Raw genomic sequence first — 14,852 nt, forward strand, 5'->3', positions numbered from 1 at the left:
ATAATTGAATTTCAGGGCTCAGCTTTTCTCCTGTAGATCAACTAACTAGCCCTTACCTTCAAATCTCAAAATCATTTTAAACTTTTTTAATGATGATTGTCATATTTTAAAAATTAGCCAAAAAATTAGATTTCAGAGTTGTTAAAGTTTTTTGAAGTCACAATTGGTCTGGATTACAATAAGCTAGCTATCACTTCGGGATAATACCGGTGCTCCAAAGCATGAACTTTTTGGGCGATCATTTCTGGTGTATCCTCCGGGCTTATGGGAGTTGCAGCTTGGAAAATAATCTTGCCCTCATCATAATGCTCATTAACCAAATGAATGGTGATGCCTGTTTGCCTATCTCCAGCAGCTTTGACAGCTTCATGAACATGCATTCCATACATCCCTTTTCCACCATAATTAGGAAGAAGAGCAGGGTGTATGTTGATCATCTTATTGGAGTAAACATGGATGAGTGCATCAGGGATTTTGAGTAAAAATCCTGCTAAGATCACCCAGTCAACCTTTTCAGCCTGAAGCTTTTCCAAAAGAATCCCAGCATCCATTTCTTTTCTGGTGAAAGTGAAAGTGGGAACATTGAATTTTTCTGCTCGCTTGAGGACAAAAGCATCGGGTTTGTTGGAGGCAACCAAGACCACTTCGGCTTTTGGGGAGTTTTGAAAATACTCCATGATTTTTTCGGCATTGGAGCCGCTTCCGGAAGCGAGTATAGCGAGGCGTTTCACGTTGGTTCTTTTTTTCGGAGTAAAATTAGAAAAGGCCCCTTGATTTTCACAAGGAGCCTTTGCTTTCTTTTTTAAAGGATCAAAATGCAGGAAATTCCTGCTGAAGACCGGTAAATGCGTCGATCATTTCCCAATTGGGTCGGTAAAATCCCTGTCTAAATCGACTGTTGACCGTTCCTTCTTGTATGAATTGAAGTGCTGCGGACAATCGCAAATCTCGGGTGTCACCCCAGGCAAATTGAGGACTGTCACTTACGCTGAAATCTGCCGGGAATCCGTCGAAATACTCCGCCTTCCCTTGGGAGTTGGCAATGGCAAAGGTGATAGGAACTAACTCGACATCATTGTTCTGTAATACCTGATTAAAGCGTGCCAAAGGAAAGGATCCTACCGGTTTCCCAAAGGTATTGTCTCCGATCAAAACCAAATCCATGTAGGGATCAAGCGCATTGATCACCAATTCTGAGGCAGAGGCAGTGCCCCGGCTTGTGATGAAAATGATACGATCCAGATTAAGCGTCCCTAATTTTTTGAATATCTCGGAGGTGTTGAAATTGCTTTTCGCATTATTCAACTTGTTGGTGTACATCAGCCGATCCGAACTCGCTGGTTTGATCAGGTAATTATTGATTTGCTCTGCCACATCCACGGAACCTCCGCCATTGTATCTCAAGTCAATAATCATCTCAGAAACTCCCTGTTCCATAAAATACTTCATGGAATTTTCCACTTCGCGACTTTGAATCGGAGTGACATCCGGAGTTGCTTTGAAGCTTTGATACACCCAATAGCCAACCTTTTTATTGCCTAGCTCAAACACTTGCTGATGCAAAACGGAATTCGATTGGTACTCTGCTTTGGTATTGGTTCGCGTCGTGATACTGCCATCAGGCAAGCGGAAGGTGAATGTGTTTGTGATTCCTGGATCAGAAGGACCCAGTTGAAAATCATAAACATTCCCCGATTTGTAATCGGCGAGAGGTTTGCCATTGATTTCAATGATCTCCCAACCTCTCTTCCAACCGTCTTTTCCAGCTGGAGCCTCATCAAATACAAAGGTCAGATAGAGTCTTTCCTCCGCATCAAACCCAAAACCAAATCCATGCCCCGCATTTCTGCCTACGAAAGCATTTTGAAAGGCTTCTTGCGTAGTCAGGTAAGAAAATCGATCAAGCGGTTTGAAAATAATGGCATCCAAGAATTCTTCATTCGAGGAATAATCTCCTGTATTCACATTGGTAGGAAGCTCCATATTCCAATAATACCATTCCTTCATGGTCGCGAAAATGGCATCCCGAACTTCATTGGATTGAGGTTGTGCTGAGGGCTCTTCAGGCGGATCGCAGGCCCAAAAACCCAAAATCAACAATCCGAATACCCATCTGATATTTTTCATAGGCAGTTTTTTTTATCAAAACGGAAAAGTCACCATTTTGATTTTAAATCGCGATATCATAGACCTTTACTGTCTTCCACATGGAAGAGTACTTTTCGATAAACTCCAGGTGAAGCGGGTCAACTTGGTAGGCAGCCTGATCTTCCAAACTGTCAAAAAACAGGGTGCAGGACACGTGCCAGGAATGGTCAACTACATCCCTTGCTTCGGTAGGAGCTGGGGTTCCGGGAATGAAATTTCCTACAGTTTTACACTGACCAAGCATAGGAACTGCCTTGGATAAAAATTCATCCGTATCATTTTTATCATGTAGCCAGAAGAATACTTGGTGGATCATTTTTTGGTTTTTCATGTCTTTTGAAATTGAGGTGATAGGTAAGAAAGCAGCCGCAGAAGCAGCGGTTACTGTTTTGATAAAGTTCCTTCGCTTGTTCATGTCCCTATGGGCTAAGGTTAAGATTCTTAAATATAGAGAATCTAATTCAGGAGAATTAAAAAGGCAATCCATTTTTAAAATGGATTCATTCTAATAGCTCGAAATAGTAATTTAGTGCTTCTGAAAACTCAATGAATAAAGCAATGAACTATAGAAGATTGGGGAAAACTGGATGGAATGTATCCGAAGTGAGTTTGGGAACATGGCAAGTAGGAGGGGGCTGGGGAAAGCCTTTCGATCCTCAAACTGCCTCCGAAATTTTGCATGGAGCCTTTGACCGAGGAGTGAATTTCGTTGATACAGCAGACGTCTATGACGCTGGATTGAGTGAGGCGGCTGTGGGAAAGGCCGTTCGCGAACGGTCCGAAAAAATCTACGTGGCTACCAAATGCGGAAGGAGAATTCAGCCACATACCAATGAGGGATACACACCTGAGATTCTGAGAAAATTTGTGGAGGATAGTTTGAAAAATACAGGTTTGGAGCGTTTGGATTTGATACAGTTACACTGTCCTCTGACACCGGTTTATCTTCGGGAGGAAATTTTTGGGCTTTTTGAGGATTTGAAGAAAGAAGGAAAAATTGCTGCTATGGGTGTCAGCGTAGAAAAGATCAATGAAGCGATGACTGCCATGAAATATGATATTGTTTCGACAGTTCAGATTATTTTCAACATGTTCCGTCAGCGTCCCGCGGAAGTCTTCTTCAAGCATGCACAGGTCAATGATGTAGGGGTGATTGTTCGAGTGCCATTGGCTTCAGGCTTATTGACTGGAAGAATCACTCCGGAAACAACCTTTGGCCAGGAGGACCATCGAAATTTCAATCGGGAAGGAGCCGCTTTTGATAAAGGAGAAACCTTTTCCGGGGTGCCTCTGGAAAAAGCTTTTCCGGTCATTGAAAAATTAAAAGAGGTTTTTGGAAATAATTTGGCGGCCTATGCCCTAAGATGGGTGTTGATGTTCAAAGAAGTTAGCACGGTGATTCCAGGTGCCTCTCGATTGGATCAGGTAATTCAGAATCTGGCAGCCGCAGAACTTCCAGAACTTAGTACTAAGCAAATGGAATTGGTGGAGGAAATTTATGATTCCTATATCCGAACAGAAGTTCATCATTTGTGGTAAAAATTGCCTTCCATGAAGAGAATCTAAAAATCAAGAAAATTAAAAAAGACCAAGGGAATTGCTCCTGAATAGAATTGACTCAATTGGATAATTCAAGTGAAAAAAAACCATTTTTAGGCGAAAAGGGTAGATTCCTAATTAAAAATATGCTCAGAGGATTCTTGTATCTGGGCCTATTGGTTATTCTTTTCTTTTTGATTCGGGAAGCCTTTTCAGAGCAGGAAAGACTGGAATGGTTTGGGAGCATTTATACCGATCCTTATCTGGTAATGACTGTTTTTATAGGTTCTGAAATTCTTTTTGGAATAATCCCACCCGAGATTTTTATGCTTTGGTCATTGGAGACAGGTTTGATAGGACCCTATTTTTGGAGTATTGGGCTTTTGTCGGTAATATCCTATGCTGCCGGATATTTAAATTTCAATATCGGACTTACGATCAACCATAGAAGCAATATTCTCAAGTCCAAGACTAAGTTTGTTCAGAAATACCTGGATTTGTTTAAGCGATTTGGGGCCTTTATGGTAATTGTAGCCTCCATTAGCCCCCTTCCTTTTTCATTGATTGCATTGCTTGGCGGTACTGCTGGCCTGGAAAAACGAAAATATTACCTCTACAGCCTATTCCGTATTCTGAGATATTTTGCCTATGCCTATGTATTGTGGTTGATTCAGGCTTAAGGGTGAGTCTATTCCTCACTCTGCTTTGTGAATGCCTTTGATACAATTAAAAGTTAAACTGAGTGTGGAGATACGCACGGGGGCAAAAGTTTTTTTTGTATTAGTATTGTCTGTTGTTATTTATCTGCTTTTTAGGTAGATCACCCCGAAACTTATCACTAACGGTCTGTGTATGGTGCGTATCCCGCAGGGTATTACGTATAGGTTTTGTTTTGTAGCGTTCTTTTATCCATTTGCGATTTTTTCAGCAGTTATATCCAATACTGTTATGTATTTATTTAGAATAGTTTGACCTGCATTTAAGGGGTCAAGAGAAAACAATAAATCATATGCAGTATAGCCATGGCATGGAGTTCTTAGCAGTCTTGTACTTAGTGCATCCAATTGTGAACTAGTAGTGCTGGATAAATGTGCTGCAGAATTTCTAATTGTTTTTAAATCGAACAAGTCAGTCTGTATTGCTCCTAATTCAGAGTTAAAAACATAGCCTTGATGAAAGTAAATTATACTAAGACGTCTTGTAATCTCTGGGTTTGACCAATCAACATATTTCTGTGTGCCAATAAGTAATTTCTGGGCATGTTCTCGATCAATTGGATTTGCAAATTTTGCAGGCCTGTTACCTAGAATTGATTGCTCATTCATAAGGTAATCAATGAATGATTCTTCAAGAAACTTTTCCCATGCTATGAATAACTTTAAAAATGAAGACTCACTTATAAACTTTCTCAATGAGGCTTGAACTTTGTAGCCACCACTAGTATACCTATTATGAGCATAAGTAATGAATTGTTGACATTCGGCAACGGAGTTTCTAAAGTTGTCCAAATTCTGCTGAAGTCCCACGATTATATTGAGTTTAGCAAGTCAATGACATACTCTGCTCTTCTTATTCTTACTTTGGTATCTGTAGTGGCTCTTCTGCTATCTGTAAGAAATTGTATCTGTTCTACATCAAGTTGTGTTACGTCATCCACTTGAAATAATAGTTCAACCTTTTCAAGTATATTCCTTGCTTTAGGATAATCACCTGGTGATATACGTTTTTGATCTCGCTCAAAATTTTTAAGACCAAAAATTGTGTGGAATATTGAAGTGAAGAGAGTGTAAAAAACGTGTATTCTTCTGAACTCAGTTGATTTTAATCCACTAGGGAATATTTGCTGTATAACTTCAATAGTCTCGTCAAATTGCTTTTCTAAAAGCTTTTCATCATACGGGAACTCATTCTCATATTTATTGTAGTATGACTTGATCTGTTTCTTTGATTGAATACCTTCACACATCGCAATTATTAAATCAGAAACTAGCGTAACATCATTCATTCTCAGAATATTCTGAGAGTTGATTATTCCATTTTCTAACCAAAATTCGTTGTACTTATGTGAAATCCTATCTGCAAGGACTTTAAATGGTCCAAAGTGATTAGCGTTGATTTTTTCTTGCTCATTCAGTGTCACAGAATATGAGTTTAATCGACTAAAAATGTCGAGTATTTCACTGTCAGACATATTTACTAGAAGGTCGGCAGATATCTCATAATTCAATATAAATGACTGGATATCAGGATCAACACTGTCCAATTGACTAAAGTAATAACCGCCATACTTTTCATTATGCCTTTTGGAAATCTGAAAACCGTCATTCAGGTAAGAAAGTATTGTTCTCAAGCGTTGCTGTCCATCGACAACTTCACGAATTGACTGTCTTGTTTGAACATTGATCGATTGTCTTATGAACACTTTAGGTATTGGCTTACCTCTTACAATAGTATCCATCAAGTACGACCTTGCATTATCCGTCCATACAGACCTTCTTTGGAATTTTGGAGAGAGCACAAGTTGTTTCTTATCATGCCATTCTAGAAAATCATTTATGCTATAAGTTCGGCTGTCAAAATTTTTCATTCCTTATATTTTAATGCTACACAACATAATTATTTATGCACTTTTGATACGATTATACATTGATTTTTGATGCATAAATGCACCTTTTTTAATTTTATCTATAAATCATCTAATGGACTTTTTACTTTCTCCAATCTCTTTTGGGACATATGCAGGAAGGTCTCTTTCGTTTTACTGCCGTATTCCCGAAAAGGATTCTGAATGTATCGTAGATTCACATCTTTCCCTAAGAGGTGGTTGGCTTAACTGCCTTTTGCTTATCAGTGTCTTGACTAAGGATATTGGTTCTTGTATTCATGGTCTAAAAAGGCGAAAACCCCTATTGATTTAAAAGTCCATTGAAAATAGTGAAATTTTTTAATGCACTAAAAAATTGTGTGATGAATCTTTTACTGCTTTCAGGATATTGCTCTCGCAGTCCTTCTAAGTAGCTGGATTTCAAATTCGAGTCTTTCGATCTTTTTGCCTTGCTTTGGTTATTAAAATCTTAATGGCTGTGAGTGAAGAAACTCACAGCGGCTAGCCACCCAAAAAAAAGACCCCAAAGGTTGCAAAAACCTTCGGGGGATAAGTATAAACGCTCTTATCAAATTCCTCATAGTATTATTCCACTTTTGATAAGTGGACTATATCGGTTTGACTGAAAAATCATATACTTCTTCCAGTTTTTTTAATTCATTAATTAAATAGTATCGATGCGTGTAGCCTGTCAATATGACAATTCTCTCATTTGTATTATTCTTGATTTGATTGACAATATTATCAACCATAGCCATATTTCTGGTGTCCCAATAACTCATATGTACCGGTAGAAATTCTTTTAAATCATCCGATAATTCTTTACTCTTTAAAATTTTTGGGATTTTATGGTAGGCATATTCTTGTCTAACTCTGATAATACTATCAGCTATTGGATTATTAAAGTCATATGGCGTTTTAGAATTACCAAGGTTAAGGTATTTCTTGGTTACTTCTTGGTATTCATTCATGACCTTGGACTCTTCATTGGATAGTACCTTTTCTCGATTTAGCTTATGAGCCATGCCAAGAAGTTTATCCATGTTTTTTCGGTAATTATGTTTAAAGTGAAATCGATCCCTATCTTCCCATTCATACCCTACAACCTTCGCCTCCGGGTTATGCTCTAAATATCTGAGTGCTACAAAACTTTCTACTTTATTCCCTTTTTGAAAAGAGCTCATAAGTTGATTTAAAAAATCAGTTCTATTGACCATTCTATTTACAGTCTGTTTGTCGCTTTCATATAAAATAATGGATGGAGATACTTTATTGATGTAGCTATAGAGATCATCTCTTTTAAAGTTATTGGTTTCAAAATGCATTGATCCAACTACATATACTTCCGTACCGTTATTTTCAATACTATTTTTTTGAGTCTGTCTTATTGATACTTCTTGACTGATATAGGTGTTTAGGTCTAAATTATACTTAATTATTCCACCTAAACAAAAGATAATGGTAATTGATATCCAGGCTATAAAGGTGTATTTCAAATATTTGAAAAACTTTTTTTTCATGATTATCTTTTAGAATTGGTGACGAACAACTAATAAATCCTATTCTTTTACTGTGTATCGTAGATTTGGCGCATCCAAAATCAAGGTTTTTTCAAGGAATAACTTATTGCCTGTCATTCCTCCTAAATCGCCGCCAATATTAGCGGCTTTTAATACAAAAGCTTGCATTTTATTAGGCCATTCCATGTAGGTTACTGTTTTCAGAGGTATCTTAACAGCGCCAAATTGAAACTCGCCATTACTTTCAATATTGTGTGCAGGAACTTTTCTGCCCCATGACGGGATTTCGAATGATTCCTTTTTTGCATTTGGAACGGCTAATTTCCAAAAGGTGCTTTCTTCAACTATCAATTCAAACATGCTGGAGCCGGAGTCGTACCATAAACTGGCAGGTTTTTTATTGAGTGTTGCCGAAAGAAATATTTTTCGTCCATCAAAAGTAATTGGGAGATAGTCTGTTTCAACATCTGACTTCTGAGGCAATGAATCAAGAAGTGTGATTTTGTTAGATTTAAAATCTATAATTAAAGGATTTTTCTCCATAAAATCATTTCCAATAGAACCTATGATATCAACCGCAGTGCTGTCAGACCAATCTATTTTTTTACCCATACTAACAAAACCGAGAGAGCTAGCCGCTACATCTACTGTACCCACTTTTATAGAGGCTTCAATAGCTCTCAGCTTTCCTTCAATGGTATCAATTTTTATGAGGTTATTATACTTTTCATTGATAGATAGGAAAGGGTTATACTTTAACACGGTAGAAGGTGTCCCGGTATCAAACTGCATATAGAATGTACGATCAACACCTGGAATACTAACAGGAATTAACATGGCCCCATAAGGATTATGTTTGCCATTATAAGTATAACCCTCCCATTTAAAGTCGAAAGGTTGTCCAAGGTTGGTAACGCTTAGTTCATTTGGTGGTGCACTCAAGAATTTATTCTTAAAGTAAAAGAAGCTCATGGTTCCTCCTAAAACTATTAGGATTACTAACCCTAGTAGAATTCTTTTGAATAGTTTCATGATTTATAATTTTTTAATATTTAAATACTCAATTGCTTCATTTCCTCAAGCTTAAAAAGCTTGTTTTGGTAGTAGTTGTCAATACAATATTGCTTTGCTTTTTCCCCTTCTTCTTTGGAAATGTTATGCTCTGCAGATAACGTAGCAATCAAATAATGTAGTTTTAATAAGATTTCTTTGTTACCATCATCATACACCTTATTTGAAGCGGCAAAGTCTCGACTTTGGATTAAAATTTCCATTAATGTTTTATGGTCATTTATATTTTTGAAGCAATCGACTACAAAATCAAAGTTTCCAAAATACACCATAGGCTCAACAGTTATGTTAATTTGATTAAGGGCCTCTTCAAACTTTAAAGCGCTCGTTTCATATGCTCCAATATGGTAGTAAATATTACCCTGATTCATTGCGTCCACACCTCCTTTTTCTTGAGTTACCCCATTTGGAAATATCTTGTGTTTTTCTATAAAAGCATATAATGCATCTAGCTGTTTCTTGTCTTTAGTTTCGAAGATTTGACTAAAAAGACTTTCTACATCACTAAGTGTGTATTCTATATCTAAACCATATAAATCCTTCATATCTTTTGCATAATTGTCTCTTAAGTCATAGAACGTTTTGTACTTTTCTAGTTGTTTGTAGTCTTTATAGACAAAAGATATAGCATCAAATAGGGCAGGTGGCACAACAGAGTTGTGACCCTTTTCATAAAATTTCTTTTGAAATTGAAGTTTCGGATTCGGATCCTTATTGTACATGTTTTCATAATCATCACCTGCTTGTATTCTGTCTGGTGAATCATATTTTGCATTGGCTACAAAATAGTAGAAGGTATCTCCAGCATAGTTTTTCATAGTATTACCCATTCTGGTATCTACATCTTTGTTTTTTCGCTTTCCATAGAAATTGGTAGATATGGATATAAAGCCTCGAAACGGATTGTCTTCTTCTAAAAATAAGTAGTGATTGTATTCAGCTCCATTAGAGTGACCAATCATGACATTAAATCCAGAGGTGCTATATTCCTCATTGATATGTGGTATCAATTCTTGAAACAAGAAGTTTTTGAACTGTTGTCCAGTTTCTTCATATAAAACATCCAGATCTTTATTTCTATTGGATTCTCCATTATTACTTCCGTGAACTATTCCCACCAAAATGGTTTCTGGAATAATTCCATAAGGATCACCAGACATGCTTTCTAAATAGTTTTTGGCTACTTCAAAGTTTCTCCATTCACTATCGGTGATATAAAAAACCGGGTATTTTTTATTTGGGTCGTAGTTGATGGGGAGTACAATTTTAATTTGTCTACCACCACCGATGACATATTTGGAAGGTAAAAATTCAACCTGATAATCTAAACCTAAAGCTGTTCCATCAATAGCATTTGACCAACCTTTGATAATAAAAATATTTTTAGATTCTGATGATTCTAGCTTTTGGTTTGGATTGTTATTTAGAGTCCTTATGATACCTTCAGAATTCCAATCTCCTTGGGTGAATTTAAATTCAGCTGGATAGGTAAGATCTACTGTTATGCTTCTTTCATAATCAGAGATTTTTTCCATTTTTAAGGATTTAGGATTCCAGTTTCCTAATACCTCCTGATTACCAGTTATGTAAACTTCGTCAGTTTTGTTCGGTACAATAACTTTGATTGTTTGTTTTTCCTGACCAAAAACCATTATTGATACCAATAACATGATTTTTAGCACAATTATTCTTTTGTTCATATTGATTGTGTTTTTGAACAAAAGTATGCGGGGGCTCAAGAAAATTCAGGAAAAACCGAGGTGATTTAAGGGCTAATCCCTAGGGTGATTTTTGAATTTTTCTATAAATTCTGTACGATTACTCACTTCTAATTTCGCGTATAGATTGCGAATATGAGTTTTTACGGTATTTAAGGAAATAAAGAGTTCTGTTGCGATTTCTTTGTTGGTCTTGTTGCCAACCAATAGTTCGGCTACCGTTTCTTCCTGAGAGGTTAGACTAAAATCTATAGGAGCCTGTTGTATAGTTTTAGCTTGTTTTAATTTTAGTGTCAGGAACAAAATACCGGCAAAAAACAAAAAAGATAAAACGGCCAAACCATAAGTTAACCTTTTAAAGAAAACCAATTCTTCTCTGGTTTCGGACTTGTAAAGATCATCCAAAAAGTCTTTATACTGCAAAGCATAAAACGAATTATCATAATAGTCGTTTAGTTGGCCTAGTAGTTGAATTAAGAATTCCGGGTCATCGTTCAAGTCTTTTTTAAAAGCACTTTTAGGTAGACTTCCTAGTAAAATTAAGGTGGTTAGGGGATGTGGTTTTTTTTCAATGACAAAAGACTTTAATTCCCTAAGATATTGCTCGGCAGTTTGATTGTTTATATTCTGATAGTTAAAATCTGAGAATTCTTGGCGTAGTTTGTCAGTATAGGACCCATAGGTTTTCCATTCGTTGTCAATGGGATTGGTATTGCGATTACTGGAAAACCAGAATTTACTATTCCTTTCAAAGACGATAGTATCGTTATTGGAAAATATAAAATTATGAAAGTTTTTAAAGTCCTCCATATCGTATTTTTGCACACCTTCAACATCCTCATCTAAATTGGCATAAATACGGTATAATGCGTGCTTTTCTGAAAGCAAACTTCCTTCAAAAGAAAAGTATCCTAAACTATCTGTTACGGTAGAAGTTAGTATTTGATCTGGACCTATAGAATTCAATTCATTGAACTTTAATAGGCATAGATATACTCTTTTGTTTTTTTCCGGAGTGTCTAAATAACCAGATATGGAATATTGCCCAAAACAATAATTACCTATCAAAACTAAAATGAAAGGTAAAATACGCTTAATATAAATGCTCATAAAGAAATGTATCTGGATTTTCAGATGATGGTAAAATAATCAAATCATTTGACAATAAAACCGATTGAGAGCAAGGTTTTTTTGTCAAAATTCCCAATCCAATACTTGGAATAATATCCCTTCCATTCTTCTAACGGTTCAATTTTCATTTTTACCTAATCTGTGTTTTTGCTTCTTTTGACAATTCTGAATATTTAACCTAATGATTGCAGTTTTCATTTTTCCTGCTTTAAAATAGATTTATGTCTGTCGTCCCTTGCATCAAAAGCGGGGTTGCTCTTGATTGATCATTAAGTCCTTTCCAATACATTCCACGCTTTTCTTACCGTCGAACCTTTCTCACCTTGTAATGCAATATGAAATATCCTTGAAAGTAGTGCAGCCTTATCAAGTCCTCACCGGCTTCCAGACCAAGCTGCGCTGTGAAGATATCTGTTGAGAAATCAGGCATGTCTAAAAGGCGAGTAAGTTTCAGAAGGTGCCCTGAAATGGGCGCCTTTGGTTATTGTTTGCTGAAGTCTAGTGCTTACCTAAGTCTCAGCGGTTGCACACCTGATCGAACTCAATCAAATTCCATCCGCTTGTACCGATACCTACGGCCATTTTGGTAAATTTCAAGTTTCTGACCGTCAATGTGATTAATTTCAAACAAGGGGTTTCTGTCTCCTTTTAAATTTTTGTCGAGTAAGAAAAACAAAATCATTCTTGAAGAATCATTGAAATCCAGGCGATAGTTGATGTAATCATAAACATCAGACATTAAAGAGGTCGCATGGTCTGCTGCGTCCTTTCCGAAGATTAGTTTTGGTTCGTTCTCATAGTCATAATTCTCATAAAGCTTATCTTCAACAGCTTCCCATATGCCTGGTAAATATTTATTGGTTCTGTAGATAAGATCTGCAGAGGGCTCATTAGATTTTGAAAAGACAGGGCCTGTAGTTCTACGAGGTTTAAATGACGAACATAAGCTTGAAATACCTGTGACCCATTTGGTATTAGCACAAATATATTCACCCGACATATAGCCCGTTTGTCCATCAGAGGTTCGAATTTTAAAGTAGGGAAATCCATTATTGAATGCGCTTGTAACGGCCATGAGCTCAATGGGATCACCTACAGCTAATTGCCCCATCTCATTCAATTGTACCGATTCTGATAATAATGTTCCTCCAATTGTTTCTGCTTTAATGGGTGGGCTTAATTTCTTTGTGTACGGTTCTTCAAACACATTAATGCGTCTGTAAAGGATCACTTTGTGCTCATCACTGTATTCCCCGGAAGGCTTATGCCTTCCACTCATTGGTTTGTGAACTTCCAGCTCTAATGAATCAATACGCCTGATATGAAAGCGCACGAACGAATTTATAAATTCATCATTATACCAATCTTGATGATTCCTATCAAAGTCGATAAACATCATCGTTTTACTTAATGTATCAAGATGCAATCGATAATCAGCAAACACGGGTTGTCGACCAAAAACTTTGTTAAAAATGTCCATGCTGGCAGCCTCCTGACTAATGATTAGAATCTCTGGCTCTTCCTCATCGCCATCTACAATTTCCCAGAAACCCGGCAAATGTGCTTGTACTCGAGCGACTAGCTCAATGGCTTCTGCATTAAATTCTGAATCGTAAGGTTCAAGTCTTGTTTGTTGTTCGAAGGATGAACAGGGAGCGTTGGTACCGTTAACCCAAGTGGTATTTGAGCAGATATGCTCACCAGACAGATATCCTGTTTTGCCGTTTCCATATTTAATTTTAAAGTATGGGTGTCCATATCTTTCCTGGGTAGTGACTGCCAGTATTTCAATGGTTTCGCCAGCAGGTATTTCGTCAATTGCGGCCCAGCGCGCAAGGGATTTAGGGAGGACCGGGCCAGCAAGAGACTTAGCCACTACTGTTGGGCTGATGTTGACTTCAAAGGGCTCTGATGTCAAATATTTCACTATGAATATTCCAGAGAAGATAATCACAATGGTCATTAAGGCACCAAATTTTTTATAAAGACTGCCGAACAACCAAATGCTTAGCGTGACCAGAAAGATGCCAGCCCCGGATAGCATAAATACGATTGACAAAATAAATGTGCCAAAATCCTCGGTTCCTTTCCCGCTCATCGTTGTGATAAGACTGAATCCAATGGCAAATAGCGCAATTCCGATAGCTATTAAAATCAGAGCAGTCGCACTTTTAATTGTTCGATTTTTTGTCATCTTGTTGCCCAAATTAAAATTGAGAAAGATTTTATACTTCTGCCCCTTTGTTTCGTGCAGTTATGAAGCCTAACGATTTTGTATATGAGCCGTTTTAATGGCTTATATACATTGTTTTAAATAGTAATTATTTCGAAAACAAAACATTTTTTTTCATGATAAGATTAATAACAATTCTAATTATGAAATAGCCAATTAGTATAATAAAAAAAGGACCAAAATTGAAGCTAAAATATAAATCATCAAATGGCCAAAATAACTTGTTAATAATTGGGCCCAAAATCGAAATGTAAAGGGCTAGCCAAATTCCAATAGCTGTGACTTCAATAACTAAATTTTTATGTTTAAAAATCCTCTGGATAATGTTTTTGACAAGGAGCACAATTACAATCAATGATAATACCGCGGATATACTAAATAAAAGCCAATACCAAGGATGTTCTTCAAAAGTCGAATCGCTTCTACCTATATGTTCAAAGTAATCATAAACGGAATATATGACTACTATAGACATTAAATAGGCTAAAGGATGTTTAATTAATTTTTTAATCATACCTATTATTTACAACTTATTTATTTATGCACTTTTGGTGCTTTTATTCACTGATTTTGGGTGCATAAATGCACCTTTTTTTACGTTTATTCATAAATCATCAAATGGACTTTTAACATTCTCTAAGCTCTTCTGGGATACATGCGTGTAGGTTGCTGTCGTTTTACGGCTTTTTTGCTCCATAAGATCCTGAATGAAGAATAGGTTTACATCTTTCTCTAAGAAGTGGGTAGTCTAACTGTCTCTTGCTTATCAGTGACTTGGCTAAGAATAATCGTTTTTGTATTCATGGTCTAAAAAGGTGAAAACCCCTATTGATTTAAAAGTCCATTGAAAATAGTGAAATATTTTAATGCACTAAAAAATTGTGTGA

Annotated in this window: 12 protein-coding genes; 2 read left to right on the forward strand and 10 right to left on the reverse strand. The window is 36.7% G+C overall.

Annotated elements, in window-relative coordinates; genetic code table 11:
• Window positions 1-173 precede the first annotated feature (173 nt).
• From purN to NY014_RS15220, 3 genes are all read right to left on the reverse strand, one after another.
• Window positions 174-731 carry a phosphoribosylglycinamide formyltransferase gene (gene purN, locus NY014_RS15210; RefSeq protein ID WP_259415399.1) on the reverse strand — a complete coding sequence of 186 codons (558 nt, stop codon included), beginning with the start codon at window positions 729-731 and terminating at the stop codon, window positions 174-176.
• A 79-nt stretch (window positions 732-810) separates the two neighbouring features.
• On the reverse strand, window positions 811-2,127 hold the full coding sequence (locus NY014_RS15215) for a S41 family peptidase (protein WP_259415400.1): 1,317 nt from the start codon (window positions 2,125-2,127) through the stop codon (window positions 811-813).
• A 43-nt stretch (window positions 2,128-2,170) separates the two neighbouring features.
• On the reverse strand, window positions 2,171-2,563 hold the full coding sequence (locus NY014_RS15220; protein ID WP_259415401.1) for a Dabb family protein: 393 nt from the start codon (window positions 2,561-2,563) through the stop codon (window positions 2,171-2,173).
• A 143-nt stretch (window positions 2,564-2,706) separates the two neighbouring features.
• On the opposite strand from NY014_RS15220, the gene NY014_RS15225 reads away from it, so the two are divergent.
• Entirely contained in the window at window positions 2,707-3,687 is a 981-nt protein-coding gene (locus NY014_RS15225; protein WP_259415528.1) for an aldo/keto reductase, read from the forward strand.
• Window positions 3,688-3,833: 146 nt separating this feature from the next.
• The gene (locus NY014_RS15230; RefSeq protein WP_259415402.1) at window positions 3,834-4,367 is read left to right on the forward strand and encodes a hypothetical protein; all 534 of its coding nucleotides are present in this window, start codon (window positions 3,834-3,836) and stop codon (window positions 4,365-4,367) included.
• A gap of 225 nt (window positions 4,368-4,592) precedes the next feature.
• Here the strand turns inward: NY014_RS15230 and NY014_RS15235 are convergent, their stop codons facing one another.
• The 7 genes from NY014_RS15235 to NY014_RS15265 all read right to left on the reverse strand — a co-directional run bounded on the left by NY014_RS15235 (window position 4,593) and on the right by NY014_RS15265 (window position 13,926).
• The gene (locus NY014_RS15235) at window positions 4,593-5,213 is read right to left on the reverse strand and encodes a hypothetical protein (RefSeq protein ID WP_259415403.1); all 621 of its coding nucleotides are present in this window, start codon (window positions 5,211-5,213) and stop codon (window positions 4,593-4,595) included.
• Between the two features lie 2 nt (window positions 5,214-5,215).
• Complete coding sequence (locus NY014_RS15240; protein WP_259415404.1) at window positions 5,216-6,274, reverse strand: DUF262 domain-containing protein; 1,059 nt, start codon at window positions 6,272-6,274, stop codon at window positions 5,216-5,218.
• Window positions 6,275-6,900: 626 nt separating this feature from the next.
• Window positions 6,901-7,812 carry a hypothetical protein gene (locus NY014_RS15245; protein ID WP_259415405.1) on the reverse strand — a complete coding sequence of 304 codons (912 nt, stop codon included), beginning with the start codon at window positions 7,810-7,812 and terminating at the stop codon, window positions 6,901-6,903.
• A gap of 39 nt (window positions 7,813-7,851) precedes the next feature.
• On the reverse strand, window positions 7,852-8,844 hold the full coding sequence (locus tag NY014_RS15250) for a hypothetical protein (RefSeq protein ID WP_259415406.1): 993 nt from the start codon (window positions 8,842-8,844) through the stop codon (window positions 7,852-7,854).
• Window positions 8,845-8,864: 20 nt separating this feature from the next.
• Complete coding sequence (locus NY014_RS15255; protein ID WP_259415407.1) at window positions 8,865-10,583, reverse strand: alpha/beta hydrolase-fold protein; 1,719 nt, start codon at window positions 10,581-10,583, stop codon at window positions 8,865-8,867.
• 72 nt (window positions 10,584-10,655) lie between these two features.
• Complete coding sequence (locus NY014_RS15260; RefSeq protein WP_290427056.1) at window positions 10,656-11,711, reverse strand: LuxR C-terminal-related transcriptional regulator; 1,056 nt, start codon at window positions 11,709-11,711, stop codon at window positions 10,656-10,658.
• 562 nt (window positions 11,712-12,273) lie between these two features.
• Entirely contained in the window at window positions 12,274-13,926 is a 1,653-nt protein-coding gene (locus NY014_RS15265) for an SH3 domain-containing protein (protein ID WP_259415408.1), read from the reverse strand.
• Between the last annotated feature and the right edge of the window lie 926 nt (window positions 13,927-14,852).

The sequence above is a fragment of the Algoriphagus limi genome (assembly GCF_024919275.1).
In the GTDB taxonomy this organism is placed as follows: Bacteria; Bacteroidota; Bacteroidia; order Cytophagales; family Cyclobacteriaceae; genus Algoriphagus; species Algoriphagus limi.